The 25,009-nt window shown below is 74.3% G+C and carries 19 protein-coding genes; 13 read left to right on the top strand and 6 right to left on the bottom strand.

The window, feature by feature from the left end; all coding sequences use genetic code 11:
• The first annotated feature begins 278 nt into the window (after positions 1 to 278).
• From ACIOD1_RS13275 to ACIOD1_RS13265, 3 genes are read left to right on the top strand one after another with little or no spacing between them, the layout of a single operon-like run.
• Positions 279 to 2,054: an SDR family oxidoreductase gene (locus ACIOD1_RS13275; protein WP_401902170.1), complete on the top strand. Its 1,776-nt coding sequence runs from the start codon at positions 279 to 281 to the stop codon at positions 2,052 to 2,054.
• A gap of 16 nt (positions 2,055 to 2,070) precedes the next feature.
• Positions 2,071 to 3,456 carry a deoxyribodipyrimidine photo-lyase gene (locus tag ACIOD1_RS13270; protein ID WP_365623760.1) on the top strand — a complete coding sequence of 462 codons (1,386 nt, stop codon included), beginning with the start codon at positions 2,071 to 2,073 and terminating at the stop codon, positions 3,454 to 3,456.
• 5 nt (positions 3,457 to 3,461) lie between these two features.
• Entirely contained in the window at positions 3,462 to 4,478 is a 1,017-nt protein-coding gene (locus ACIOD1_RS13265) for a MerR family transcriptional regulator (RefSeq protein WP_365623758.1), read from the top strand.
• Here the strand turns inward: ACIOD1_RS13265 and ACIOD1_RS13260 are convergent.
• Positions 4,387 to 5,013: a sigma-70 family RNA polymerase sigma factor gene (locus tag ACIOD1_RS13260; RefSeq protein WP_365623756.1), complete on the bottom strand. Its 627-nt coding sequence runs from the start codon at positions 5,011 to 5,013 to the stop codon at positions 4,387 to 4,389. The genes ACIOD1_RS13265 and ACIOD1_RS13260 overlap by 92 nt on opposite strands.
• Before the next feature lie 144 nt (positions 5,014 to 5,157).
• Between ACIOD1_RS13260 and ACIOD1_RS13255 the strand changes: the two genes are divergently transcribed.
• The 4 genes from ACIOD1_RS13255 (at position 5,158) to ACIOD1_RS13240 (ending at position 9,282) form a co-directional block, all read left to right on the top strand.
• A complete protein-coding gene (locus tag ACIOD1_RS13255; RefSeq protein WP_401902168.1) occupies positions 5,158 to 5,751 on the top strand; it encodes a histidine phosphatase family protein in 594 nt (197 codons plus the stop codon).
• A gap of 178 nt (positions 5,752 to 5,929) precedes the next feature.
• The gene (locus ACIOD1_RS13250) at positions 5,930 to 7,414 is read left to right on the top strand and encodes an APC family permease (protein ID WP_365623835.1); all 1,485 of its coding nucleotides are present in this window, start codon (positions 5,930 to 5,932) and stop codon (positions 7,412 to 7,414) included.
• A 9-nt stretch (positions 7,415 to 7,423) separates the two neighbouring features.
• Positions 7,424 to 7,846, top strand: coding sequence for a universal stress protein (locus tag ACIOD1_RS13245; protein ID WP_365623752.1), 423 nt, complete (start codon positions 7,424 to 7,426; stop codon positions 7,844 to 7,846).
• Between the two features lie 8 nt (positions 7,847 to 7,854).
• On the top strand, positions 7,855 to 9,282 hold the full coding sequence (locus ACIOD1_RS13240; RefSeq protein ID WP_365623750.1) for an MFS transporter: 1,428 nt from the start codon (positions 7,855 to 7,857) through the stop codon (positions 9,280 to 9,282).
• Between the two features lie 22 nt (positions 9,283 to 9,304).
• Here the strand turns inward: ACIOD1_RS13240 and ACIOD1_RS13235 are convergent, their stop codons facing one another.
• The 3 genes from ACIOD1_RS13235 to ACIOD1_RS13225 form a co-directional block, all read right to left on the bottom strand.
• The gene (locus tag ACIOD1_RS13235) at positions 9,305 to 10,939 is read right to left on the bottom strand and encodes an FAD-dependent monooxygenase (RefSeq protein ID WP_401902166.1); all 1,635 of its coding nucleotides are present in this window, start codon (positions 10,937 to 10,939) and stop codon (positions 9,305 to 9,307) included.
• 51 nt (positions 10,940 to 10,990) lie between these two features.
• Positions 10,991 to 13,708: a SpoIIE family protein phosphatase gene (locus ACIOD1_RS13230; RefSeq protein ID WP_401902164.1), complete on the bottom strand. Its 2,718-nt coding sequence runs from the start codon at positions 13,706 to 13,708 to the stop codon at positions 10,991 to 10,993.
• Positions 13,709 to 13,856: 148 nt separating this feature from the next.
• Positions 13,857 to 15,677 (bottom strand): VanW family protein, encoded by a 1,821-nt coding sequence (locus ACIOD1_RS13225; protein WP_365623744.1) that lies wholly within the window; start codon positions 15,675 to 15,677, stop codon positions 13,857 to 13,859.
• A gap of 452 nt (positions 15,678 to 16,129) precedes the next feature.
• Here ACIOD1_RS13225 and ACIOD1_RS13220 point away from each other — a divergent pair, with 452 nt between their 5' ends.
• The 3 genes from ACIOD1_RS13220 (at position 16,130) to ACIOD1_RS13210 (ending at position 20,167) form a co-directional block, all read left to right on the top strand.
• On the top strand, positions 16,130 to 17,620 hold the full coding sequence (locus ACIOD1_RS13220) for an FUSC family protein (RefSeq protein WP_365623833.1): 1,491 nt from the start codon (positions 16,130 to 16,132) through the stop codon (positions 17,618 to 17,620).
• A 283-nt stretch (positions 17,621 to 17,903) separates the two neighbouring features.
• Positions 17,904 to 19,043, top strand: a complete 1,140-nt coding sequence (locus tag ACIOD1_RS13215) for a nitric oxide synthase oxygenase (RefSeq protein ID WP_365623742.1) — start codon at positions 17,904 to 17,906, stop codon at positions 19,041 to 19,043.
• 56 nt (positions 19,044 to 19,099) lie between these two features.
• A complete protein-coding gene (locus ACIOD1_RS13210) occupies positions 19,100 to 20,167 on the top strand; it encodes a lactonase family protein (RefSeq protein ID WP_365623740.1) in 1,068 nt (355 codons plus the stop codon).
• 71 nt (positions 20,168 to 20,238) lie between these two features.
• On the opposite strand, the gene ACIOD1_RS13205 is transcribed toward ACIOD1_RS13210, so the two are convergent.
• Positions 20,239 to 21,159, bottom strand: coding sequence for a hypothetical protein (locus ACIOD1_RS13205; RefSeq protein WP_365623738.1), 921 nt, complete (start codon positions 21,157 to 21,159; stop codon positions 20,239 to 20,241).
• 234 nt (positions 21,160 to 21,393) lie between these two features.
• On the opposite strand from ACIOD1_RS13205, the gene ACIOD1_RS13200 reads away from it, so the two are divergent.
• Positions 21,394 to 22,071 carry a uracil-DNA glycosylase gene (locus ACIOD1_RS13200; protein WP_401902161.1) on the top strand — a complete coding sequence of 226 codons (678 nt, stop codon included), beginning with the start codon at positions 21,394 to 21,396 and terminating at the stop codon, positions 22,069 to 22,071.
• 33 nt (positions 22,072 to 22,104) lie between these two features.
• Here ACIOD1_RS13200 and ACIOD1_RS13195 read toward each other — a convergent pair whose 3' ends face one another.
• Complete coding sequence (locus tag ACIOD1_RS13195; protein ID WP_365623734.1) at positions 22,105 to 23,193, bottom strand: exo-alpha-sialidase; 1,089 nt, start codon at positions 23,191 to 23,193, stop codon at positions 22,105 to 22,107.
• A 203-nt stretch (positions 23,194 to 23,396) separates the two neighbouring features.
• On the opposite strand from ACIOD1_RS13195, the gene ACIOD1_RS13190 reads away from it, so the two are divergent.
• Both ACIOD1_RS13190 and ACIOD1_RS13185 read left to right on the top strand, forming a co-directional pair.
• On the top strand, positions 23,397 to 24,497 hold the full coding sequence (locus ACIOD1_RS13190; protein ID WP_365623730.1) for an NADH:flavin oxidoreductase/NADH oxidase: 1,101 nt from the start codon (positions 23,397 to 23,399) through the stop codon (positions 24,495 to 24,497).
• A gap of 126 nt (positions 24,498 to 24,623) precedes the next feature.
• Positions 24,624 to 24,992 carry an ArsR/SmtB family transcription factor gene (locus tag ACIOD1_RS13185; protein WP_401902158.1) on the top strand — a complete coding sequence of 123 codons (369 nt, stop codon included), beginning with the start codon at positions 24,624 to 24,626 and terminating at the stop codon, positions 24,990 to 24,992.
• Positions 24,993 to 25,009: the final 17 nt, after the last annotated feature.

The raw sequence follows: 25,009 nt of genomic DNA, 5'->3' as shown, positions 1-25,009 counted from the left end.
GGACGGAAGGGGTCGGACGGGACGGAGGTGACCGGCGGTGGGACGGGTGTGCCGGGGGATTGTGTGTTGAGCTGGGACGAGCGGGCAGTCGGACGCAGTCGGGTGCGCCCGACCACGACCGGCCGCCGTCGACCGGTTCGCCGGGGATTCGGCCGCGACGCCCCGCCCGGATGCACCGAACGGGTGAACGTTCAAGCGGATCGGGCGCATCCGAACCCGGCCGCCCGGTGGAAGTCCCGCAGGGGGCACCAGGAGCGACAAAAGGAGCGGAGACACCCATGACCGACGTGTCACCCACGCCCGACGTGTCACCGACCACCGACGCGACCACCGACGCGACCGCCGAGTCCGGTCTGCACTGCCTGGTCACCGGCGCCACCGGCTACATCGGAGGCCGTCTGGTCCCGGAACTCCTCGACGCCGGACACCGCGTCCGCTGCCTGGCCCGTTCACCCGAACGGCTGCGCGATCACGAATGGGCCGGCCGCGCCGAGGTCGTGCGCGGCGATGTCACCGACGCGGACACCCTGGCGCCCGCCATGCACGGCATTGACGTCGCCTACTACCTCGTGCACGCCCTGGGCACCGGCTCCGGCTTCGAGGAACGCGACCGCGCCGCCGCCCGGACCTTCGGCGAGCAGGCCCGCGCGGCCGGGGTGCGCCGGATCGTCTACCTCGGCGGCCTCATCCCGAAGGACGTCCCGGCCCACGAACTGTCCCCGCACCTGCGCTCGCGCGCCGAGGTCGGCGAGATCCTCCTCGACTGCGGGGTCCCGGCCACCGTGCTGCGCGCCGCGGTGATCATCGGCTCCGGCTCCGCCTCCTTCGAGATGCTGCGCTACCTCACCGAACGACTGCCCGTCATGGTCACGCCCAGCTGGGTCGGCACCCGCATCCAGCCCATCGCCGTCCGGGACGTCCTGCGCTACCTCGTCGGCAGCGCGGGCATGCCGCCCGAGGTCAGCCGGACCTTCGACATCGGCGGCCCCGACGTGGTCACGTACGAGGTGATGATGCGCCGCTACGCCCAGGTCGCCCGGCTGCCCAAACGGCTCATCGTGCGCGTCCCGATGCTGACGCCGAGGCTGTCCAGCCACTGGATCGGCCTGGTCACCCCCGTGCCCCGGGCCCTGGCCCGGCCGCTCGCCGAATCGCTGCGGCACGAGGTGGTCTGCGACGAGCACGACATCGCCCGCTACGTCCCCGACCCGCCCGGCGCCCCGATCGGCTTCGACCAGGCCCTGGAGCTGGCCCTGCGGCGGGTGCGGGAGGCCAAGGTGACCACCCGCTGGTCCTCCGCCTCCCTCCCCGGCGCTCCCAGCGATCCGCTGCCCACCGACCCCGACTGGGCGGGCGGCAGCCTCTACAGCGACGAGCGGGAGTTGTCCGTGGACGCCTCCCCGGCCGCCCTGTGGCGGGTGGTGGAGGGCATCGGCGGCGACAACGGCTGGTACTCCTTCCCGCTGGCCTGGGCCGTACGGGGCTGGCTGGACCGGCTCGTCGGCGGCGTTGGCATCCGCCGGGGGCGGCGCGACGCCGCCCGGCTCAGGGTGGGCGACTCCCTCGACTTCTGGCGGGTGGAGGAGATCGAGCCCGGCCGGCTGCTCCGGCTGCGCGCCGAGATGCGGCTCCCGGGCCTGGCCTGGCTGGAGCTCCACGCAGACCCGGAGGGCACCCCGAAGCACGACCCGGACGGGAACCCGAAGCCCGCCCCGGGCGGCGACCCCGACCCCGCCTCCGGCGCTCCCGACGGCGCCTCCCGCTACCGCCAGCGGGCCCTGTTCCACCCGCACGGCCTCCTCGGCCACCTGTACTGGTGGAGCGTGTCGCCCTTCCACGCCGTCGTCTTCGGCGGGATGGCCCGCAACATCGCCCACGCCGCCGAACGCCAGGAAGCCGCGCCCGGCCAGGCGTCCGACCGGGCTTCCGACCGGGCGTCCGGGCCGGCCCCCGACCGGGCCCCCGCCCCCGCCGCCGGCCGCCCCGGGCCCACCGCATCCGGACCGGCCCCCCGAGCCGAAGAACCTCCCGACAGTCGCCGCCCCCACCCCTGACGCGGAGCCGAGCGCCATGAACATCGCCGTGGTCCTGTACACCTCAGACCTGCGCCTGCACGACCACCCGCCCCTGCGCGCCGCGCTCTCCTCCTGCGACAGCGTCGTCCCGCTCTTCGTCCGCGACCGCGCCATCGGCGACACCGGCTTCGCCGCCCCCAACCGGCTGGCCTTCCTCGCCGACTGCCTCGCCGACCTCGACTCCGGCCTGCGCGAACGCGGCGGGCGGCTCGTGATCCGCTCCGGCGACCCCGTCGACGAGGTCTGCGCCCTCGTCGAGGAGGCCGACGCCGACGAGGTGCACATGGCCGCCGGAGTCAGCGGCTACGCCCACGCCCGTGAGGAACGCCTGCGCACCGCCCTGGAGGACCTGGGCCGCAGGCTGTACGTCCACGACACCGTGATCACGGCGGTGGCCCCGGGCGCCGTCCTCCCCTCCGGTTCCGGCTCCGACCACTTCGCGGTGTTCACCCCCTACCTGCGCCGCTGGACGGAACTGCCCCTGCGCCCCGTCACCGCCGCCCCGCGCGCCGTCCGCGTGCCCGAGGCCATCGGCTCCGAGGCCGTGCCCGCCCGCTCCGCCGTCACCGGGACCTCTCCCGGGCTGGCGCGCGGCGGGGAACTGGAGGCGCGCAAGCTGCTCACCCGGTGGCTGCGCGCCGGCATCACCCGCTACGAGGACGTCCACGACGACCTCGCCGCCGACGCCACCTCCAAGCTCTCCCCGCACCTGCACTTCGGCACCCTCTCGCCCGCCGAGGCGGTCCAGCGCTCCCGCGCCGCCGGCGGACCCGGCGCCGAGGCCTTCGTACGTCAACTGTGTTGGCGCGACTTCCATCACCAGGTTCTGGCCGCCCGCCCCCGCGCCGCCGCCGAGGACTACCGCCCCCGCCAGGACCGGTGGCGCACCGGACCGGCCGCCGAGGAGGAGGTCCAGGCCTGGAAGGAGGGCCGCACCGGCTATCCGGTGGTCGACGCCGCGATGCGCCAACTCGCCCACGAGGGCTGGATGCACAACCGCGCCCGGCTGCTCGCGGCGAGCTTCCTCGCCAAGACCCTCTACGTGGACTGGCGCATCGGAGCCCGCCACTTCCTCGACCTCCTCGTCGACGGGGACGTCGCCAACAACCAGATGAACTGGCAGTGGGTGGCCGGGACGGGCACCGACACCCGCCCCAACCGGGTCCTCAACCCCGTCCGCCAAGGACTGCGGTACGACCCGGAGGGCCGCTACGTCCACCGGTGGATCCCCGAGCTGGCCGAACTGCCCGCGCCCCACGTCCACGAACCGTGGAAGCTTCCCGGGCTCGAACGCCTCCGCTACGACTACCCCGATCCGCTGGTCGACCTCGCCGACGGCCTCGGCCGCTTCCGCCAGGGCCGCCCCGGCCCCGTATCCTGAGTCGGGTGGACCCCGTGCCGCCGCTCCCCGAACCCGCCCTCAGCACCGGCGCGGTCGCTCGGCGCCTGGGCGTCTCCCCGACCACGCTCCGCTCCTGGGAGCGCCGCTACGCCATCGGCCCCGCCCAGCGCGAGGACGGCAGGCACCGCCGCTGGACCCCCCGGGACATCGCCCGCCTCGAAGAGATGTGCCGGCTCACCGCACACGGCGTCCCCCCGTCCGAGGCGGCGCGGGCCGCGCTCGGCGAAGCCCCCGGCGCTCCCGCCGCGAGCCCGGGAGCGGCCATGAACCCGGGCGGGCCCGGCGCCCTCCCCCTCGGGGAGGTGCGGCCGGAGGCGAGGGGGCTCGCACGGGCCGCCGTACGCCTGGACGCGCCGACCGTGGCCGACCTGCTCGACGCCGCCCTCGCGGAGCACGGTCCGGTCACCGCCTGGGAGGAGATCATCGCGCCGACCCTGCACGCGGTGGGCCGCAAGTGGGCCTCGGCGGGGGAGCGTTACATCGAGGTGGAGCACCTGCTGTCGTGGCAGGTCTCCGCCGCCCTGCACCGAGTGCGGCCCGCCCCCGAGCTTCCCGGCGCGGCCCCCGTGCTCCTCGCCTGCGTCCCCGGCGAGCTGCACTGCCTCCCCATAGAGGCCTTGGCCGCCGCCCTCGGTGAACGGGGCGTCCCGGTACGGATGTTCGGCGCCGCCCTGCCCGCCGAGGCGCTGCGCGACGCGGTGCGGCGTACGGGGCCCCGGGCCGCCGTGCTCTGGTCGCAGTCCCGAACGACCGCCGACCGGGCGCTGGTGCGTTCCGTGGCCGGCATCGAGTGGGGGCTGCGCGGGGCGCGCGGCCGATCGGCGCTGTTCCTGGCCGGGCCGGGCTGGGGCCCCGAGGTCCAGGAGGCGCGCACCGAGCGGCTGTTCGGGCTCCGCTCGGGCCTCGCGGTCATCGCGGGACGGACACCCGGCCGGCAGGGCCCGGAAGCGGGCCGAGCGACTGACGCAGGACGTGCAGCGCCCGCCGCATGTGGCTCTTGACGGTGCCCAGCGGGAGCCCCGTGCGGTCGGCGATCTGGCTCTGGGAGAGGTCGGCGTAGAAGGCCAGGGCGAGGACCCGCCGCTGCGCGAACGGCAGCCGGGCCAGTTCCCCGAGGACCAGGACCCGGTCGACGGCCTGCTCCGGTTCGGGGCGTCCGGCTCCGGCGGGGGAGCGCTCGCCCCCGGGGGCGGCGAGCGCGGCGGCGGCGGCCACCCGGGCCCGCCGGGTACGGGCCTCCAGCGCGTCGGCGATCTTGTGGCGGGTGATGCCGGTCAGCCAGGCCCCGAGACCGCCGGGGCCCGGACGGTAGCCGGCCCGGCCGCGCCAGGCCGCGAGGAACACCTGCTGGGTGACGTCCTCGGCCTCCCGCTCGTCCCCCAGCGACCGCCGGGCCAGGGAGTGCACCAACGGCCCCCAGCGCCGGTAGACCGCCTCCATGACGCCCTCTTCGCCCGCCCGGAACCCTGCCGACAGGGCGGTGTCCCGGTCCGGTGCGGGGGCGGTGGCGGCGGCGGTGAGGGTGTTCTCGTCCATGCAACGAGCCTCGCCGGCGAGCCACCCGGGGCCAAGTTGCAGCGTTTTCGCAGCGAATTCCCGACCCCCGAAATCGCCCGCACACCGCCTCCCGCACGCCGATTGCTCCGGCGCCGAAACGCCGCAGGGCATAGGGTTCCCAGGATGAGCGATCTTCTGCTGGTGCGGCACGGGGAGACGGCCTGGAGCGCCGACGGACGGCACACGGGGCTGACCGACGTCCCGCTGACCGCCCAAGGCGTCGAGGAGGCCATCTCGCTCGCCCCCTTCTTCCGCGACCGCCACCCCGCCCTGGTGCTGACCAGCCCGCTGAGCCGGGCCGTGGCCACCGCCCAACTCGCCGGCCTGAGCGACGGTGTCCCCGACCCCGACCTGCACGAATGGGACTACGGCGGCTACGAGGGCATCACCACCGCCGAGATCCGGCGGACCCGGCCCGACTGGTCGCTGTGGACGGACGGGGTCCCGCAGGGCGACGTCCACCACCCCGGGGAGAGCGCCGTGCAGGTCGGCGCCCGCGCCGACCGGGTCCTCGCCCGCGCCGGAAAGGTGCTGCGCGAGGACCGGGGCACCGTGGTCCTCGTCGCCCACGGCCACTTCCTGCGCGTGCTCACCGCCCGCTACCTCGGCCTGCCCCCGACCGAGGGCCGCCTCTTCCTGCTGCGCACCGGCACCGTCAGCGTCCTGTCCACCGAGCACGGCCTCCCGGTCATCGCGGGCTGGAACACGCGCGCCTGACCCCGCCCGGCCACGCTCCGCGCGGTGACGCCCCGCCCTGACGGACACACCCGGTCCGGCTCACCTCGCGCGTCGGCACCGGGTGCGTGACGATGCGTACATGGACGAGGGCGACGGCGACCAGGGCCACGGCGGCACGGGCGGTGGCCGCGCGGGCGGCGGCGGACCGGCGGGGGCCATGCTCCCGGACGACCCCGACGGACCCGGCCTCAAGGCGAACGCGATCGGCTTCCTCGACGCCCTCGTCATCGGCCTGAACTCCACCTCCCCGGCCTACTCCCTGGCCGCCGTCATCGGCCCCATCGTGGCGCTGGTCGGCCTCTACGCCCCGGGCGTGATGCTGGCCTCCTTCGTCCCGATGCTGCTGATCGCCGCGGCCTTCTACTACCTCAACAAGGTCGACCAGGACTGCGGGACCACCTTTTCCTGGGTGACCCGGGCCATGGGCCCGTGGGCGGGCTGGCTCGGCGGCTGGGCCATCGCCATGACCGGCGTCCTGGTCATCGGCTCCCTCGCGGACGTCGCCGTCCACTTCGGGCTGCTCGCCGCCGGCCTCGACGACTGGGCGACGAACGCCTGGATCCGCCAGGGCCTCGCCATCGTGGTGATCCTCGCGATGACCGCCGTCTGCGTCATCGGCACCGAGATGTCCGCCCGGCTCCAGGACGTCCTCATCCTCGCCCAGGTCTTCTTCCTCCTCGCCTTCGCGGTGGTCGCCCTCTACCGCGTCTACGCGGGCACCAGCAGCCTCGACGGCACCACCCCCTCCCTCTCCTGGCTGAACCCCTTCGGGGCGGGCGGGTCCGCCCTCACCGGAGGGCTGCTCCTGGGCGTGTTCATCTACTGGGGCTGGGAATCCGCCGTGAACCTCACCGAGGAGGTCGAGAACTCCGCGACCGCCCCCGGCAAGGCGGGCATCTGGTCGACCGTGGTGCTGTTGGTGACGTACCTGGCCGTCGGCTACGCCGTCGTCGCCTACGCGGGCACGCGGTTCCTCGCCGAGAACGCCGGCGAGGAGGAGGCCGTCTTCGCCACCCTCGCGCACGAGGTCATGGGAGGCTGGGACTGGATGGTGCTCCTCGCCGTCTGCACCTCGGCCCTCGCCTCCACCCAGACCACGATCATCCCCGCCTCCCGCACCGCCCTGTCGATGGCCCGGCGCCACGCCCTCCCGCCGCACCTCGCGCACATCCACCCCCGCTTCCGCACCCCGGACGTCAGCACCTGGTGGGTCGCCGGCATCGCCATCGCCTGGTACCTCGTCGTCAACCAGATCAGCGAGAACGCCCTCCTCGACTCCCTGACCGCGCTCTCCCTGCTCATCGCCTTCTACTACGCGCTCACCGGGGTGGCCTGCGCCGTCTACTACCGCCGCCACCTCCTGGAGAGCCCGCACAATTTCCTGCTCATCGGCGTCGGACCGCTGATCGGCGCCGGCTTGCTCGCCTGGCTGCTGGTGGAGTCCATCGGCGACATGTCCAACCCGGAGAACTCGGCGGGCGGAACCTCCTGGTTCGGCCTCGGTCCGCCCCTGGTCATCGGCATCGGGATCGCCGTCGTCGGCGTCCTGCTCATGTGTTACTGGCGGATCCGGGACGGCAGGTTCTGGCAGGAACGACGCGGGGTCGTCGACCCGGCGCTCGTCCACGGCGGAAAGAACTGAGGAGGTCCGATGTCCGTGGTCCTCGGCTACGACGAGTCGCCCGGCGCCGAACGCGCGCTGCGCGTGGCGCTGGAGGTGGCCACCGCCTTCGGCGAGCCCCTCGTCCTCGTCTACGGGGCCGCCGCCCCCGGCAACACGGGCGAGGAGTACCGCGCCCACCGCGAAGCCCTGCTCCAGGCGGGCCGCACCGCGCTCGCGCGGGCCGTCGCCGAGGCCGACGAGGCCGGGGTGCCCTCCGCCGTGGAGGTCGTCGACGACCGACCGGCCCAGGCGCTCCTCGCCGCCGCCGAACGCCACCGCGCCCGCGTCATCATCGTCGGCAGCTGGGGCGACAGCCCGCTGCGCGGCGCCCTCCTCGGCTCCACCCCGCACAAGCTCCTGCACCTCTCGCCGGTGCCCGTGCTCTGCGTCCCGACCGAGCCGCACCCGTAGGGACGGCCGTGACGACCCGGGCGACGCCCACCGGGGGCCGGCGGCGCCGGTTCGACCGGCGCGACCGGGCGGTCATCGCCGCCGCCGCCATCTCGATGCTGCTCGTCCAGATGGACTGGTTCGCGCTCAACCTGATGCTCCCCGTCATCGGCCGCGACTTCCACACGCCCACCACCGACCTCCAGTGGCTGGTCAGCGGCTACATGCTCACCCTCGGGGCCCTGATGATCACCGGCGGTCGGGCCGCCGACCTGCTGGGCCGCCGCCGCGTCCTCGTCACCGGGCTCATCGGCTTCGCCCTCGTCTCCGTCGTGTGCGCGGCCGCCCGCGGCACCGCCTGGCTGACGGCCGGCCGCGCCGTCCAGGGGTGCACGGCCGCCCTGATCCTGCCCGTCTCCGTCGCGGTGGTCACCGCGTACTTCCGGGACGCCCGCCAGGGCCGGGCCGTGGCCACGGTGCTGGCCTTCAGCGCCATCGGCACCGCCCTGGGACCCTTCGTCGGCGGAGCCCTGGCCGAACACGTCAGCTGGCGGGCGGTGTTCCTGCTGAACGTGCCCTTCTGCCTCGTCGCCGTACTGCTCCTGCTGCGTCACGTGCCCGAGACCCGGGACGAGGAGGCCGGCCGGGCCCCCGACCTCCCCGGCGTACTGACCCTGGCCGGAGGCCTCACCGGCATCATGATCGCCGTGGACCAGGGGGCGCGGTGGGGCTGGACGTCCCCCGCCACCCTCGGCTGCGCGGTCGCCGGCGTCGTCCTCCTGGCCGTGTTCGTCCTCGTCGAGCGCCGCTCCCCGCACCCCCTGCTCGACCTCGCGCTCCTGCGCAACGGCCCCTTCGTCGCCGTCACCCTCGCCGGATCCGTGTCGAACATCGTCTACTGCCTGGTCGCCGTGTTCTCCGCGCTCTACCTCCAACAGGCGCGCGGGCTCTCCCCCCTCGATTCCGGGCTGATCTTCCTGTCCCTGTCCGTCGGGGCGGGGGCCGCCAGTTACGGCGCCGGTCACCTGGCCGAACGGATCCGCCCCGAAACGCTGATGGCCGCGGCGCTGCTGCTCAGCGGAGTCGGCCTGTACGCCCTGACCTGGATCGAGAACCTCGCGCTCTACACGGCCGTCTTCGCCGTCGTCGGGGTGGGGGTCGGCCTCGGCTGGGCCCTGACGAACGTCGCCACCCAGTCCTACGTCGCCCCCGGCCGCCTCGCCGCCGCGTCCGGCCTCGTCCTGACCTCGCTGGTCCTGCTGGGAGCGGTCTCGGTGGCCGTGGCCTCCACCCTGCTGGAGGTGATCAGCGGCTCCGCCGCCCACGCCGCCTCCGACGGCCCGGCCATCGAGACGCTGCTGCGCTGGACCGCCGTCCTGTCCGTCCTAGGAGCCGCCGCGATGGCCCTCGTCGTACGCCGCGACCGGGCACGCTCCCTGCCGCCCCGCAGGGCGTGACCTCCGGGAGCGGCGTGCCCCGTCAGTCCCGGAAGACCCCCGCCAGATACGCCCCCAGGCCCTCCCGCGTGGGCGGTTCGAGCCGGGCGCCGAGGTAGCCGTCCGGGCGGACCACGAAGGCGGTCGGCCCGCGCACCCCGTAGAGGCGGGCGAACTCGCCGCCCGCGTCCCGGAACACGGGCGGGGCGGCTCCCGACCGCGCGGTCCCGCCCTCGGAGAGGACCGCGTACGCCGTGAGCCGTCCCGCCGCCGGCAGCCCGTCCGTCAGGGCGGGCAGTCCGTCCCCCTCGTCCCCGTACAGGAGCAGTACGTGATCGCGCTCCCGGAGCAGGTCGTACAGCCGCTGCGGGTACGCGGCGATCTCCCCGACCAGCCCGCCGCAGTCCGGGGCCCGCTCCCCGGCGCCCGGCCCGGCCGCGCCGGCGCGCCCGGGATCCGCGTCGGGCCGCAGCACGACCGGGCTCCCCGGGTAGGCGACGAGGAGCTGCGCCTCCCGCAGCATGAGCGTCGCGGGGTCCTCCGCGTCGGCCCGCACCCCCTGGGCGGCGTGCCGGACGGTCCGCCCGACCACCTCCTCGCCCACCGGCCGGCGTTCGGCGTCGTAGCTGGGGAGCAGCGCCGGGTGGTCGGCGCCGTCGACGGCCAGGGCCAGCTTCCAGGCGAGGTTCCAGGCGTCCTGGATCCCGGTGTTCATGCCCTGCGCGCCGGTCGGCGGATGGATGTGCGCCGCGTCCCCGGCGACGAAGACCCGGCCCTCGCCGTACCGGTCCACGAGCCGGTGGCTGATGCGGAACACCGAGGACCAGCGCAGGGTCGAGGCGGTCACCGGCCGCGGCGACAGCCGGTCCAGCACGGCCTGTACGTCGGCGAGGCCGGGGGAGCGGGAGCCGTCCCCCAGCCCGTGCGCCACCCCGTCGGCGGGGTCGGCGCCGGAGCCGGCGGAGAGTTCCGGGGGCGCCTGCATGGACACGCGGTAGCGGCCCTCGCCGGGCAGCGGGACGCACACCAGGAGGTCGTCGACCTTGCCGTCGCCGTCCAGGTGCATGGAGCGCACCGCGTATCCGGCCGGCAGGTCCCAGCCGATCTCCACGTCGGCGAGCATGTACTCCTCGGCGAAGGCCCCGCCCTCGAAGCTCAGCCCGAGCCCCTTGCGGACCGCGCTGTGCGCCCCGTCGCAGCCGACCAGGTAGTGGCTGCGGACCTCCTCCTCACCGGTGGCGGTGCGCAGCACGGAGCTGACCCCGCCGGCGTCCTGGACGAAGGAGACCAGCTCGGCGCTCCGCTCGATCAGGGTCCCGAAGCGGGCCAGGAACTCCTCCAGGATCCGTTCCGTCTCGTATTGCGGCAGGGCGGCGAACCCGTACGGCACCTCGGGGGGCAGCGCCAGGTCGATCCGCTCGCCCTGCACCCCGTCGACGTAGACCAGTTGCCCCCGCATCGGGACCGACGCGTCCAGTGCCGCCCGGACGAGGCCCATCCGGTCCCACAGCTCCAGGGTGCGCGGCTGGATGCCCACGGCCTTGGCGTACGGGAGGCGCGCGGGCAGCCGGTCCACGATCCGGCAGGAGACCCCGCGTCGACGCAGCTCGCCCGCGGCCGTCAGCCCCACCGGGCCGGCGCCGACGACCAGAACGTCCACGTCCACGTTTGCGTCCATGCCCCCATGCTCCTCGCCGACCCCGTGCCCGGCGACCTCAGCAGGCGGGGCTCAGATCGGTTCCACGTCGAGGAAGTCCGCGAGGGAGGGCCCCGCCGGACCGGGGGAGCCGGGCGAGCCGGGGAGGGCCTGCTCGGCCCAGATGACCTTGCCGTAGGGCGTGTAGCGGGTGCCCCAGTGCTCGCTGAGCTGCGCCACGAGGAAGAGACCGCGGCCGCCCTCGTCGGTGGTGGCGGCGTAGCGCAGGTGCGGGGCGATGCTGCTGCCGTCCCACACCTCGCACGTCAGGGTGTGGTCGTGCAGCAGCCGGACGCGGACCGGGGCGCCGCCGTGCCGCAGGGCGTTGGTGATCAGCTCACTGAGGATGAGTTCGGTGGCGAAGGAGAGGTCCGTCAGGCCCCAGGCGTCGAGCTGTTTGGAGGCGGCGTTGCGGATGGCGCCCACCGCGTCCGGCTGGAAGGGGACCTCCCACTGCGCGACCCGGTCCGGGCCGAGGGTCTTGGTCCGGGCGATGAGCAGGGCCACGTCGTCGGTGGGGCGGACCGGCAGCAGGACGTCCAGGACGGCCGCGCAGCTCTCGCGCGGGTCGCGGCCGGGGTGGCTCAACGCGGTGCGCAGCAGTTCCATGCCCTCGCCGATGTCGCGGGTGCGTTCCTCGATCAGCCCGTCCGTGTACAGCACGAGCTGGCTCCCCTCCGCGAGGTACAGCTCGGCGGTCTCGAAGGGCATGCCGCCCAGACCCAGCGGGGGACCGGCCGGCAGTTCCACGAACTCCGTGGTGCCGTCGGGGGCGACCACCAGAGGCGGCAGGTGGCCCGCCCGGGCCATCGTGCAGTGCTGGGACACCGGGTCGTAGACCGCGTACAGGCACGTCGCACCGAGGACACCACCGCCGTCCGAGCCGTCGCCGGCGCCGTCCTCGTCGCCTTGGCGGTCGTGGTCGATGCGCTGCACCAGATCGTCGAGGCGGGCGAGGATCTCGTCGGGCGGCAGGTCGAGGGAGGAGAAGTTGTGCACGGCGGTGCGCAGCCGGCCCATGGTGGCGGCGGCGTGCAGGCCGTGTCCGACGACATCGCCGACGACCAGCGCGACCCTGCTGCCTGGCATGGGGATCACGTCGAACCAGTCCCCGCCGACCCCGGACTGGGCCGGCAGGTAGAAGTGCGCGACCTCCACGGCGCTCTGCTCGGGCAGCGCGCGCGGCAGCAGGCTGCGCTGGAGGGTCTCGGCGAGGGCGTGCTCGCGGGTGTAGCGGCGGGCGTTGTCCATGCTGACGGCAGCCCGAGCGACGAGTTCCTCGGCCAGGGACAGCTCGTCCTCGTCGAACGGCTCGGGCTTCTGCGAACGCCAGAAGTTGACCACGCCCAGCACGACGCCGCGCGCCTTCAGGGGCGCCGTGATCAGGGAGTGGATCCCGTAGTCGACGATGGCCCGGGCGCGCGGCGGGTCCTGGGCGTGCCAGCCGGGGGCGTCGGACAGGTGGGGCACCAGCTCTGCCTTGCCGGTGCCGAACCCGCGCGCCTGCGGGGTGGAGGGCAGGAAGTCGATCAGCCGGCCCCGGGGATAGAGCGGGTGGTCGGAGCGGATGCCGTTGACGGCGGTGCGCCGCATGTCGGCGCCGGGGGTGGGTTCGTCGCCGTCGAGCACCTGGTCGGCGAGGTCGACCGTGACGTAGTCGGCGAACCGCGGGACGACCACGGAAGCGAGTTCCTCGGCCGTGCGGACCACGTCCAGCGTGGTGCCGATGTCGCCGCCCGCGTCGTACAGCAGCTTGAGCCGTTTGCGGGCCGTCTCGGCCCGGCTGGTGAGCACCCGCATCTCGGTGGAGTCGCGGATGGTGACGGCGCAGCCCTCCGGGCGGCCGTGGGCGTGGGTGGGCCGCTGGTTGACCACCAGCAGCCGCTCGCCGCTCTCCACGACCTCGTCGGTGGTCTCGCGCCCGGAGAGGAGCAGGTCCGCCATCCGCCGGTCGAGTTCCGGCACGTCGTCGATGTGCCGTCCGTCGGTGTCCTCGGGCAGCCCGAGAAGCCGTCTGGCCTCGTCGTTCGCCAGCAGGAGCCGGCCGTCGCCGTCGGTGATCAGCACCCCCTCGCGGACGGCGTGGAGCACCGCGTCGTGGTGCTCGTACATCCGGGTCATCTCCTGGGTGCCGAGGCCGTGCGTCTGGCGGCGCAGACGTCGGCTGATCAGCGCCGTGCCGACGGTGGCGAGGGCCAGCCCGGTGGCGATGGCCAGGAGGATGACGGGGAGCTGGCGGTCGATGACCCCGGTGACGTTCTTCACCGTGAGGCCCGCCGACACGAGCCCGACGACCTTGCCGTCGGGCGCGGTGACCGGCACCACCGCCTGGATCTCCTTGCCCAGGGGGCCCTGGACGCTCTCGGTGTGGACCTGACCGGCCAGCGAGGGGCCGATGGTGCCGACGAACCGCTTGCCGATGCGGTCCGGCTGGGGGTGCGTGTAGCGGATGCCGTCGGTGTCCATCACGACGATGAAGTCGACCCCGGCGTCCTTGCGCGTGGCCTCGGCCAGCGGCTGGAGCACGGCGGAGGGGTCGGCCGCCTTGAGCTCGTCCTGGAGGCCGAGGGAGTGCGCGAAGGTCTCGGCGACGGCCACGGAGCGGTTGCGCGCCTCGCGGTCGACGTCGTGCCGCGACTGGAGGAGCAGGGCCAGCAGGGCCCCGGCGGCGAGCAGGACCACGATCGCCACCTGGAGGACGAAGACCTGTCCGGCGACGCTCCTGGTTCTCTTGCCTACGGGTGACCGCACCGAGGTACCCGGCACGGGTGGCGAGGAAGGGTCACGTCCCCATTTGTAGCACCTCCGGGCGCCGCCGGCCCCGGGTCGGAGCCGTGCGCGTCCCGACGATCACACGCGGTCGCCCCGGGCCGGGGTGGCGTTCCGCCCCCTTCGGCCCCTATCGGCGCAGGCCGGCCGCCGTGACGAGGGTGCTCTGCGCGGTCGCGGGGGCGGGGGGAGCCGAGGAACCCGGAGAGGCGGCCGGAGCCGGGGGAGTGGCCGCGGGGGCGCAGGTGACCTCGTCGCGCGGGGTGTAGTGGGTCTTGTACTCCTCGTGCTTGACCTCCTTGCCGCCCTGGACGAACTGGCGGCCGACGGTCACGTCGAAGCCCTCCAGGGGGGTCTGCACCTCGCAGGTCGGCCCGCTGCCCGTGACCTTGGCCGGCGGCGTGATGTTGGTGCGCGGCCCCTTGGTCGCCCGGACCTCGTCGTACTTCTTCGTGCCGAGGAGGGTGATGGTCAGCGAGGTGGGGGTGGACTCGGCCTGCACGTAGAGGGCGTGCCCGGAGTCGTTGAGCCACCGCAGGTCCAGGCTGCCCCAGGCGACCGTGGCCTCGCGGCCCTCCGGGTAACGCTCGATGTAGAAGGAGTGCGCGCCGTGCTCGACGGGCTTGACGCCGGCGAAGAACGCGGCGTTGTACATGGTCGTGGCGACCGCCGAGACCCCGCCGCCGGGCGACTTCACGTACCGGCCGTCATTGATCATGATCCCGTCGACGAAGCCGTTCTCCTTGGTGCGCTCGCCGACGGTGCGGTTGAAGCTCCACTCCTTGCCCGGCATGACCACGGATCCGTTGATCAGCTCGACGGCGCGGCCGATGTTGGTGGTGCGGTACGGGGCGGCCGGGAAGTTCACGGTGAAGGACGAGAGCTTCTCCTTGATCCCGAGGCGCTGCGCCTCGGCGCTCGTCAGGTCCGGCTCGACCTTCACGGTGGCGACCTCGCCGCTGCGGGCCTCGCCCGTACGGGTGAGGAGGGGCAGTACGGCCTTGCCGAGGGCGGCCTCCGTGACCTGGTGTCCGGTGCTGCCGTGGTCCTCCACGACCACGCGACCGGCGTTGTCGAGGCCGAGGTCGGCGTCGCGGGGCGTCCCGGAGGCATCCCGGACGGGGCGGGCGACGGCGGGGTCGGCGAGGAGGCCCTTGGAATCGAGGGCCGGGACCAGGCGGTCCTGCCCGTCGGCCTCCATCCGCAGGTGCTCGCCGAGGACGGCGGGGCTGATGGACATGCGGGAGCCGGCGACGGTGAGCGTGACGGGGGCCGACATGGCGGGCCGCGCGAACTGCCGCAGCGCCCGTCCGGTCTCCTCGGCTCCTATGCGCGGCGCGGTGCGCTCGACCGGCATCACGACGGGGCCGGTCTGCCCGCGTTCGTAGGCGTCGAGCAGGGTGGCGGCGGCGCGGTCCTCGGCCAGGGATATGCCCGGCTGCGGGGTGACGGCCTTGGCCGTGCCCTTGTCGAAGGTGATCAGGCCGTCGCGCACCTGCTGCCGGGTGTTCTCGCCGATCCGGCCGACGGCGGCGCGGGCGGTGTCCTCGTCCATCCGGACCACGGGCTCGACCTGCCGCCGCTCGCCGGAGTCGAAGAGGCGGCCCACGACGGTGACGGGGTCGTATCCCGAGCGGGTGGCGCGGTCGACGGTGGCGGCGGTGTCCAGGGACAGCCCCAGGGCGTCGGGGGCGACCTCCTCGACGCGGTCGCCGATCTTCATGGCCACCGGGGCGGCGGCGGCGGGACCCAGCTCACGGTCCAGCGTGCGGCGGGCCTCGGCCCGGCTCATGCCGCCTATGTCCACGCTCCGGACCCGGGTGCCCGCGGCCACGTCGTCGCCGGCGGCCAGTCCGGTGACGTAGAGGCCGCCCAGGCCGAGTACGACGGCGCCGCCCGCCACCGTGAGGGCGATCCGTCGGTTCCCGGTCCTGCTGCCCGCGCGTCCCATGTCACTCCCTGTGGCGTCGCCCGGGGAGGGCGGCGAGGCCGCGACAGCGGCCCGTAGACGATGTTTCCGAGCATCCATGATTCACCCGAAAGGGGCTAATCCGGCATGAATGTAATGGTTCTCACGTGCGGAATGACTCCGTCCAGCGCGGGCCGGCGTGCGGAACGCGGGGTGGCCGACCGGACGGGGTCCGTTGGTACTCGGTGGACCGGCCCCGGGGACGTGCGGGTGTGCCATTGGCCCGGTCACCGGTCCACGACTTGAGCCAACGGGCCTCCGGATGCTTATCTGTGTCGTATCCATGTAGTTTCGGCGCCGCGCGGCGCCGGACGGCAATGACGCCGGTCCGGAGCGCGGCGCCTTCGCCGTGCCCGTACGCCGCCCACCACCCCCGGGCGGAGACGGGTCGGCGTGCGTCATCGCGAGGGGGGCGGCACACCGCCGTGAAGAGGATGTTCGTGGCTCCGGATCCGGGGCTGATGAGACTGAGGAACTCGGCCCGCGCCGTCGTCGGCGTGGGACTCGCCGTCGCCGTCGCCGAACTGGCGGGGCTCTCGCGCACCGCCTCGATCACCGGAGGCCTCGCGGCCCTCCTCGCGCTCTTCACCGTGCTCGACGCGACCGTGCGCGCGCAGCGCCTCACCACGGCCCTGCTCCCGGTGGCCGGCTTCCCGGTCCTGGCGCTGGCCACGACCCTCCACGGGATGCCGCAGGCGCGGGACGCCGCCTTCCTGGCCGTGGTCTTCGCCGGGGTCTACGCCCGGCGCTTCGGCCCGCGCGGACACGCCCTCGGGATCTTCGCCTTCATGATGTTCTTCGTCACCCAGTTCCTGCACGCCGTGCCCGCCCAGCTCCCGGAGCTGTTCGCCGCCGTCGGACTGGCCCTGCTCGCCGCCGGGGCCGCGCGCTTCCTGCTCTGGCCCATCGAGCGCCGTACCCCGCCCGCCCCCGCGCCGCCGGGGCTGCCCGGCGCCGGGCTGGCCCGGGCCACGACCCGGCAGGCCTTCCAGGCCACCGCGGCCTGCGGCTTCGCCCTGGCCATCGGGCAGGCGCTCTCCGACGACCGCTGGTACTGGGCCGTCGGCACCGCGTGGTGGATCTTCGTCAACACCACCTCGCGCGGCGAGACCCTGGTGCGCGGCTTCCGCCGGGTGCTCGGCACCGTCCTGGGCATCGCCGCCGGGCTGCTGATCGCCGTCCCCCTGCACGGCGCACCCGCCCCCACCGCCGTCCTCGTCGCCGTCTGCGTCTTCGGCATCTTCTACACCGCCGCCCCCTCCTACTCCTGGATGATGTTCTTCGTCACCGTGATGGCCGGTCTGCTCTACGGGCTCCTCGGCGTCCTGCACCCCGGCCTGCTGCTCCTGCGCTTCCAGGAGACCGCCGTCGGGGCGATCGGCGCCGCGCTCGCGGTGCTCCTCGTCCTCCCGGTCACCACCCACGCCACCAACGACGCCTGGATCCAACGCGCGTTGCGGTGCGTGCACGGGGCCACCGCCGAGGCCACCGCCCGGCTCGCCGGCTCCGCCGCCGCGGACCCCGCTCCGCACGCCGCCGAGTTGGTGGTCCTGCTCGCCCGGGTGCGGATGGCCCTCGCCCCCCTCGTCCACCCGCTGAGCCCCTTCCCCGCCCGCAAGGCCCGCGCCCGTCAGGTCATCGCCCTGCTCGACGACTGCTCGCGCGAGGTGCGCGGACTCGTCGCGGTGGCCGCCGACCCGGACGCCTCGCACGACGCCCGACTGGCCGCCGCCTGCCGGCAGGTGGAGGCCGCGGTGGAGGCCCTGACGGCGGGGGAGCGTCTCGCCTCCGGGCCGGCGCCCCAGCCCGCGGCGGCCGGCCCCGCCCTCGCGCACCTGCACCGCCTGGAGCGGACCCTGGCGGAACTCGCGGCCCCGCTGCACAGCTCCCCGAGCGCCCCGCGACTGGCGGCGGCCGCGGGTTGAGGGGGCCGGGCGGTCTGGACGGGCGGGCGGCCTTGGGGGCCGGTCCGCCTTGAGGGTCGGACGGTCTTGAGGGCCGGTCCGCCCCAACGCCCGGACCGCCGGGGATGATACGCCCCGGCCTGCGCCTCCCGCAGTCGTACAAATGAAGATCACTCGGAGGTGTGTTCCCCGGGCCGCGGAGTTCCGCCGGCGACCTGTGGCATGTACAACGGGTGATTGTTCCTTGCACATTCATCCGGCACGTACGGGGTGAATCCGGTCGGACAGGGGGTATCGGCCCGGGATGGAAATACTGCAGCAGCACTCGAACACCGCGCAGGTGTGGGAGGAAGCCGAGGAGTTCATCCGACTCTTCCACCGGGAGAACCCGGAGGCCGGTGATCCGCGCGCCCGACTCGCGGCCGTACGAGCCGAACTGGCGGAGTCCGGAACCTACCGGCACACCCCGCAGGAGCTGGTCCACGGCGCCCGCGTGGCCTGGCGCAACAGCAACCGCTGCATAGGTCGGCTCTACTGGAACTCGCTGCGGGTGCGCGACCGCCGCAACCTGACCGAGGCCGAGGACGTCGCGCGGGAGTGCTTCGAGCACCTGCGCGACGCCACCAACGGGGGCCGGGTCCGGCCCACGATCACGGTCTTCGCCCCGGACGCCCCGAACCGCCCCGGCCCGCTGATCTGGAACGAGCAACTGGTGCGGTACGCCGGGTACGGCGACCACCCCTCCGTCACCGTGGGCGACGCCCGCAACGCCCCGCTCACCGAAGCCCTGCTGGGGCTCGGCTGGTCCGGTGGCGCGGGCACCCCCTTCGACCTCCTCCCGCTCGTGGTCCAGGGGGTGGACGACAAGCCCCGCTGGTTCGAGACCCCGGCGGACGCCGTGCTGGAGGTGCCGATCCGGCACCCGGACGGGGCCGACGACTGGTCGGACTGGGGCCTGCGCTGGCACGCCGTCCCGGCCATCTCCAACATGTGTCTGGAGGTCGGTGGCATCCACTACCCGGCCGCCCCTTTCAACGGCTGGTACATGGGCACCGAGATAGGCGCCCGCAACCTCGCCGACACCGACCGCTACAACCTGCTGCCCGCCGTCGCCCGCAGACTCGGGCTGGACACCTCCAGCGACCGCTCCCTCTGGAAGGACCGGGCGCTGGTCGAACTCAACCGGGCGGTCCTGGAGTCCTTCGACCGGGCCAAGGTCACCATCGCCGACCACCACACCGAGTCCCGGCGCTTCCTCTCCCACCTCGAACGCGAGGAGCGCCGCGGGCGCGAGGTCGGCGCGGACTGGTCCTGGATCGTCCCGCCGATCTCCGGCTCCGCCACCCCCGTGTTCCACCGCACCTACGAGGACCGGCCCAGCGCCACGGCCTACGTCCACCACTCCGGAGCCCAGGATCGGGCCAGAGGGCGGGACTTGGTCTAGACCTTCTGTTACCGTCGGCCCGGTACGGATCCGGCGACGGCGAAGATGAGGGACCTGTGGGCGACGCGGACAGTACCGACCGGAGCGGCGGCCACCGGGTCTATTTCGGCTCGTTCACCTCGGGGGGCGGCCGCGGCGTCACCGTCGCGGCCGTGGATCCGGACACCGGAGCACCCACCGTGCTCGACTCCACCTCCTCCCTGCCCGACCCCTCGTACCTCGCCGTCGCGGCGGACACGGGCGTGCTCTACGCGGTGAGCGAGACGGACCGGGGAGCGGTGGCGGCCTTCCGCCCCACCGGGCACGCTCTGGCCCCGCTGGGCCCGCCCGTACCCGTCGGGGGCGCGGGCCCCACCCACCTCGGCGTCGCCGGCGCCCGGCTCTACACCGCCAACTACACCTCCGGCAGTGTCAGCAGCCTCGCGCTCGACGCCGACGGCGCCCCCGTCGGCCCCGCCGCGGTCCTGGAACACCGGGGCTCCGGGCCCGACGCCGACCGCCAGGAAGGTCCGCACGCCCATCAGGTGCTCCCCGCCCCGGGTGGGCGCTGGGTGCTCAGCGTGGACCTCGGCACCGATTCCGTACGCGTCTGCGAGCCGGACCCCGCCGGCGGCGCCCCCCGGGTGCACGCGGAGACCGCGCTGCGCGCCGGGACCGGCCCGCGCCACCTCGCGTTCCACCCGGCGGGCGAGGTGGTCTACGTACTGCACGAGCTGGAGCCGCAGGTGACCGTCTGCCGGTGGAACGCGGTGTCCGGGCGACTGGAACCGGTGTCGGAGGTTCCGCTCGACTCCGGGGCCGCCCCAGGGGCCGTGCGGGCCTATCCCTCGGCGATCGTCGCCTCGCCCGACGGTCGGTTCCTCTGGGCGGCCGTGCGCGGATCCGACACCCTGGTCACCTTCTCCCTCGCCGGCGGCCCCGAGGAGCCGCGGCTCACGGACACCGTCGACTGCGGCGGACGCTGGCCCCGCGATCTCGCGCACGACCCCGCCGGGGGCCGGCTGTACGCGGCCAACCAGCACTCGGGGGACGTCACGTGGTTCGCCGTGGACCCGCGGACCGGACACCCGCGCCGCGCGGGCTCGATCGCCGTGCCCGCCGTCAGCTGCGTGGTCTTCGGCTGAGACGACGACGGCCCCCACCGACGGACGCGGGGCGTCCGTCGGTGGGGGCCGTCGTGCTCGTCCGCTCGCGGTCAGTGCGTGGAGGCGCCCAGGGTGATCCCGAGGGCGGCGCTGTACTGGGAGACGGCGAGCTTGCCGAGCGCCGGGTAGGAGCCCAGCACCTCGGCGGCGGCGCACTCGGCCTCCTTGCAGGCCGTGTCCAGCAGACCCTCGGCCGCCTCGGGGCCGATCAGGTACGGGGCCAGCGCGAGCTGCGTGGAACCGGAACCGCGCAGCTCGGCGGCGATGGCGGCCACCGAGCCCTCCTGGTCCAGCGCGGCGGCGATCACGGGCACGGCCAGCCGGGCGGCCAGCAGCATCCCGGTGATCCCGGCGGCCTGGACGGCCTCCTCGCCACCGGTGGTGGCCAGGATGATGCCGTCCGCGGCGGTGGCCACGGTGAACAGGCGGGCGCGGTCGGCGCGGGCCAGGCCGGCCTCGGAGAGCCGCACGTGCAGGGCCTCGGCGAGCAGCGGGTGCGGACCGAGCACGTCGGCCAGTTCGGCGGCGGCCGAGGAGTCCATCAGTGCCTGGCGCACCCGGCGCAGCAGGTCCCCGTCGGGACCGGCGAGCAGGGGCACGACCACGGCGTCCGGGCCGGTCGGCGCGGGCACGTCGGCGCCCGTCGACCGGGCGAACTCGGCGCGCGCGTTGCGCTCGTTCGCCACGGCGGTCAGCACGCCGGAGAGGGAGGGGAACTCGGCGCCCTCGGTGTCGTCGCCGTCGAGGTAGCCGATCCGGGCGTCGAGGCCGGGCAGCTCGGAGCGGCCGATGCTGATGATCTCTTCCGCCAGCCCACGCGAGGCGGCCGAAGGGGCACCGGGCACGGCGAGCACCAGCGCGGGCGCGCCCTCGGGCGCCACCGCGGGCTCGGGCCGGCGGTGCCGTCCGGTCTGGCGGGGTCGCGGCATTCGTACGGGCAGGCCATTTGCGGGCCCAGTGGGGGAGCTCATGGCGCCGCATGCTACTGGCTTGTCGGAACCAGGTGTTCGGGCAGGGCCTTATCGGGCGGCATCTGTCCGTATTTATCCGTTGAATGTCATACACGTTTCAACTGACTGACCGCGAGCCCCAGTCGACGCGCCGTGCGCGCCCACCGGCTGCCCCGCGATGGGCCCGAGGTGGGCCCGTGCTCGGCCGGCCTCCCTGGTGAGGGAAGGTCCACTACGCCAGTAGAGTGATCGATTGTGGCAGCTCAACCGTTGAACGAACTCGTCGAGCCCGGCTGGGCGAACGCCCTCGCCCTGGTGGCCGGGCACATCGCGGCCTGCGGGGACTTCCTCCGCGCGGAGGTGGCCGCGGGCAGAACCTACCTGCCCGCCGGGCCGAACATCCTGCGCGCCTTCCAGCAGCCCTTCGACGAGGTCAGGGTGCTGATCGTCGGACAGGACCCCTATCCGACCCCGGGCATGGCCAACGGGCACAGCTTCTCCGTCGCCCCGGACGTCCGCCAGGTCCCCGGCAGCCTGGAGAACATCTTCCGGGAGATGCACACGGACCTCGGCCTGCCCCGCCCCTCGAACGGCGACCTGACCCCGTGGACCCGTCAGGGCGTCCTGCTCCTCAACCGGGCGTTGACCACGGCGCCCCGCAAGCCCGGCTCGCACCGGGGCAAGGGTTGGGAAGAGGTCACCGAGCAGGCGATCCGCGCCCTCGCCGCCCGGGGGAAGCCGATGGTGTCGATCCTGTGGGGACGTGACGCCCGCAACGCGCGCCCGCTCCTGGGGAGCCTGCCCGCCATCGAGTCGGCGCACCCGTCCCCGATGTCCGCGGACCGGGGCTTCTTCGGCTCACGGCCCTTCAGTCGGACGAACGAGGCCCTGGCCTCCCTCGGGGCGCAGCCCGTCGACTGGCGCCTGCCCTGACGTCCTGACGCCGAGGCGATCGGGGCGCGCCGCTCAACGCAGGACGGCGGCCCGTACGCACAGGACGTCCGGCAGGTGTTCGGCCAGCAGCTCCCAGGAGTCGCCGTCGTCGCGGCCGACGTACAGCTCGCCGTTGCGGTTGCCGAAGTAGAGGCCCGCCGGGTCCGCGTCGTCCGTGCACAGGGCGTCGCGCAGCACCGTGCCGTAGTGGTCCCCGTCCGGGAGGCCCTTGGTGAGCGGCTCCCAGGTGGCGCCCGCGTCCCGGGTGCGGAAGACCCGGCAGCGGTGCTCGGCCGGGACCCGGTCGGAGTCGGCGTTGAGCGGGAACACGTAGGCGGTGTCGGGGCGGTGGGGGTGTGCGGCGACGGCGAAGCCGAAGTCGGAGGGCAGTCCGGCGCCGATGTCGACCCACTCGGTGCCCGCGTCGTCGCTGCGGTAGACGCCCCAGTGGTTCTGCAGGTACAGCCGGCCGGAGTCCCCGGCGTCCTGGGCGATCTTGTGCACGCACTGGCCGAACTCCGGGTTCGGGTCGGGCAGGAACACCGCCGAGACCCCGTGGTTGGAGGGGGCCCAGCTCGCGCCCCCGTCGCGGGTGCGGAACACCCCGGCGGTGGACACCGCCACCGTCACCGCGTCCGGGTCGCGCGGGTAGGTGATCACCGTGTGGAGCCCCTCGCCGCCCCCGCCCGGCACCCAGCCGCCGCGCGTCGGGTGCTCCCACAGGGGGCGGACCAGCTCGAAGGACTCGCCCCGGTCGGTGGAGCGGAACAGCGCGGCCGGCTCCGTCCCCGCGTAGACCACGTCCGGGGCCTCAGGTCCGGCCGGATGCAGCTGCCAGACCCGTTCCAGTGAGGCGCCGGTGTCGTGGGGGAAGCGCACGGCGGGCTCGGACGGCTCGTCCCAGGTGGCCCCGAGGTCGTCGGACCTGAAGACGGAGGGGCCCCAGTGGGAGCTGTCCCCGGCGACCAGCAGCCGGGGGGCCGGGCCCCGCGTGTCGATGGCGACCGCCGAGACGGCCTGGGCGTTGAAGTGCGGCCCGTCGAACTTCCAGGGGGCGGATCCCCGGCGGCGGCCGATGAACAACCCCTTGCGGGTCCCCGCGAGCAGCAGCACGTCGGTCATGGCCGACACCTCCGGACGTCCTCGTCCCACACGGCAGTTCCGTCCCAGTCTGCACCGCCGCACCGACAGCGAGCCGTGTGACGGCTCCGTGAACTCCGCGCAGTCTTGTACGGGATCTCTCGTACTACGAGAGATTTCGTAGTACGATGGTTCTCGTACTTAGCGCCGATCCCCGGTGCGCGCCCGGTCGTCTGGAGAGCCTGATGAGTGCTGCCCCCGCCGCTTTCGCCGCCCTGTTCCAGCCCTACACCCTGCGTTCGGTCACCGTGCCGAACCGCGTGTGGATGGCCGCGATGTGCCAGTACAGCGCCGAGCCCTCCGGCCCGAACGCCGGAGTGGCCGGGGACTGGCACTTCGCCCACTACGCGGCCCGCGCCACCGGCGGCACCGGCCTGATCGTCCAGGAGGCCACCGCGGTCTCCCCGGAGGGCCGCATCAGCCCCTACGACCTCGGCATCTGGAACGACACCCAGGTCGAGGCGCTGCGCCGGATCACCTCCTTCGTCAAGTCCCAGGGCGCGGTCCCGGCGATCCAGATCGCCCACGCCGGTCGGAAGGCGTCCACCGACCGCACCTGGAAGGGCGGCCGCCCCCTCGGCCCCGAGGCGCACGGCTGGCGCCCCAGCGCCCCCAGCGCCCTGCCCTTCGCCGAGGGCCACCCCGAACCGCACGCCCTCACCGTCGAGGAGATCGAGGAGATCACGGGCCAGTTCGCGGCCGCCGCCCGCCGCGCCCTCGACGCGGGCTACGAGGTCGTCGAGATCCACGGCGCCCACGGCTACCTCATCGGGGAGTTCCTCTCCCCGCACAGCAACCGGCGCACCGACTCCTACGGCGGCTCCTTCGAGAACCGCACCCGCTTCGCCCTCGAAGTCGTAGACGCCGTACGGGAGGTGTGGCCCGAGGCACTCCCGCTCTTCTTCCGGATCTCCGCCACCGACTGGCTGGAGGAGGACGGCTGGACCGCCGACGAGACGGTCCGGCTGGCCGACCTGCTCCTCGCGCACGGGGTGGACCTCCTCGACGTCTCCACCGGCGGCCTCGCCCCCGGGGTCACCATCCCCCTCGGCCCCGGCTACCAGGTGCCCTTCGCGGCCCGCGTCAAGGCCGAGAGCGCCCTCCCCGTCGCCGCCGTCGGCCTGATCACCGAGCCCGAGCACGCCGAGAAGATCCTGGCCAACGGCGAGGCGGACGCCGTCCTCCTCGGCCGGGAGCTGCTGCGGGACCCGTACTGGGCCCGCCGCGCCGCCGCCGAACTGGGCGCGGAGATCCGTACGCCCGCCCCGTACCACCGCTCCTGGTGAACCGGGTGCGGCGCGGGCCCGCCCCACGGCCCGCGCCGCTCCCACCCCTCCCGTCCTACGACCGTTCTCGTACGATGGACCCCGCAGAACGCCGCGCCCCGGCGGGCCCGACGAGTGGAGCAGGACATGACGGAACGTGACACGGCCCGTGCGCTCGTCCACCCCGATCCGGCCGCGATCCGGCTCGAAGGCGTGCTGCACGCGCTCTCCGACCCCCTGCGGCTGTCCATCGTCCGGGAACTGGCCGGCTCGGACACCGAACTGGCCTGCTCCCGTTTCGTGTTGCCGGTCACCAAGTCGACGACCACCCACCACTTCCGCGTACTGCGCGAGAGCGGAGTGGTCCGGCAGACCTACCGGGGCACCGCCAAGATGAACGGCCTGCGCCGCGAGGAGTTGGACGCTCTCTTCCCGGGGCTGCTGGACGCCGTCCTCACGGCCGCGACCGCCGAGGAGGCCCGGCTGCCGGTGTCGGGTGCCCCCGGCCCGGCCTGAGGTGCCCGGGGCGTCCG

The organism is Streptomyces sp. NPDC088097 (assembly GCF_044741845.1).
Lineage (GTDB): Bacteria > Actinomycetota > Actinomycetes > Streptomycetales > Streptomycetaceae > Streptomyces.
This window is presented reverse-complemented; position numbering and strand designations above follow the sequence as displayed.

Excerpts from the sequence above, each read along its gene's own strand:
- ACIOD1_RS13275 (WP_401902170.1), top strand. The coding sequence starts at position 279 with ATGACCGACGTGTCACCCACGCCCGACGTGTCACCGACCACCGACGCG.
- ACIOD1_RS13270 (WP_365623760.1), top strand. The coding sequence starts at position 2,071 with ATGAACATCGCCGTGGTCCTGTACACCTCAGACCTGCGCCTGCACGAC.
- ACIOD1_RS13260 (WP_365623756.1), bottom strand. The coding sequence starts at position 5,013 with ATGGACGAGAACACCCTCACCGCCGCCGCCACCGCCCCCGCACCGGAC.
- ACIOD1_RS13255 (WP_401902168.1), top strand. The coding sequence starts at position 5,158 with ATGAGCGATCTTCTGCTGGTGCGGCACGGGGAGACGGCCTGGAGCGCC.
- ACIOD1_RS13250 (WP_365623835.1), top strand. The coding sequence starts at position 5,930 with ATGCTCCCGGACGACCCCGACGGACCCGGCCTCAAGGCGAACGCGATC.
- ACIOD1_RS13245 (WP_365623752.1), top strand. The coding sequence starts at position 7,424 with ATGTCCGTGGTCCTCGGCTACGACGAGTCGCCCGGCGCCGAACGCGCG.
- ACIOD1_RS13235 (WP_401902166.1), bottom strand. The coding sequence starts at position 10,939 with ATGGACGCAAACGTGGACGTGGACGTTCTGGTCGTCGGCGCCGGCCCG.
- ACIOD1_RS13225 (WP_365623744.1), bottom strand. The coding sequence starts at position 15,677 with ATGGGACGCGCGGGCAGCAGGACCGGGAACCGACGGATCGCCCTCACG.
- ACIOD1_RS13220 (WP_365623833.1), top strand. The coding sequence starts at position 16,130 with ATGTTCGTGGCTCCGGATCCGGGGCTGATGAGACTGAGGAACTCGGCC.
- ACIOD1_RS13215 (WP_365623742.1), top strand. The coding sequence starts at position 17,904 with ATGGAAATACTGCAGCAGCACTCGAACACCGCGCAGGTGTGGGAGGAA.
- ACIOD1_RS13205 (WP_365623738.1), bottom strand. The coding sequence starts at position 21,159 with ATGAGCTCCCCCACTGGGCCCGCAAATGGCCTGCCCGTACGAATGCCG.
- ACIOD1_RS13195 (WP_365623734.1), bottom strand. The coding sequence starts at position 23,193 with ATGACCGACGTGCTGCTGCTCGCGGGGACCCGCAAGGGGTTGTTCATC.
- ACIOD1_RS13190 (WP_365623730.1), top strand. The coding sequence starts at position 23,397 with ATGAGTGCTGCCCCCGCCGCTTTCGCCGCCCTGTTCCAGCCCTACACC.
- ACIOD1_RS13185 (WP_401902158.1), top strand. The coding sequence starts at position 24,624 with ATGACGGAACGTGACACGGCCCGTGCGCTCGTCCACCCCGATCCGGCC.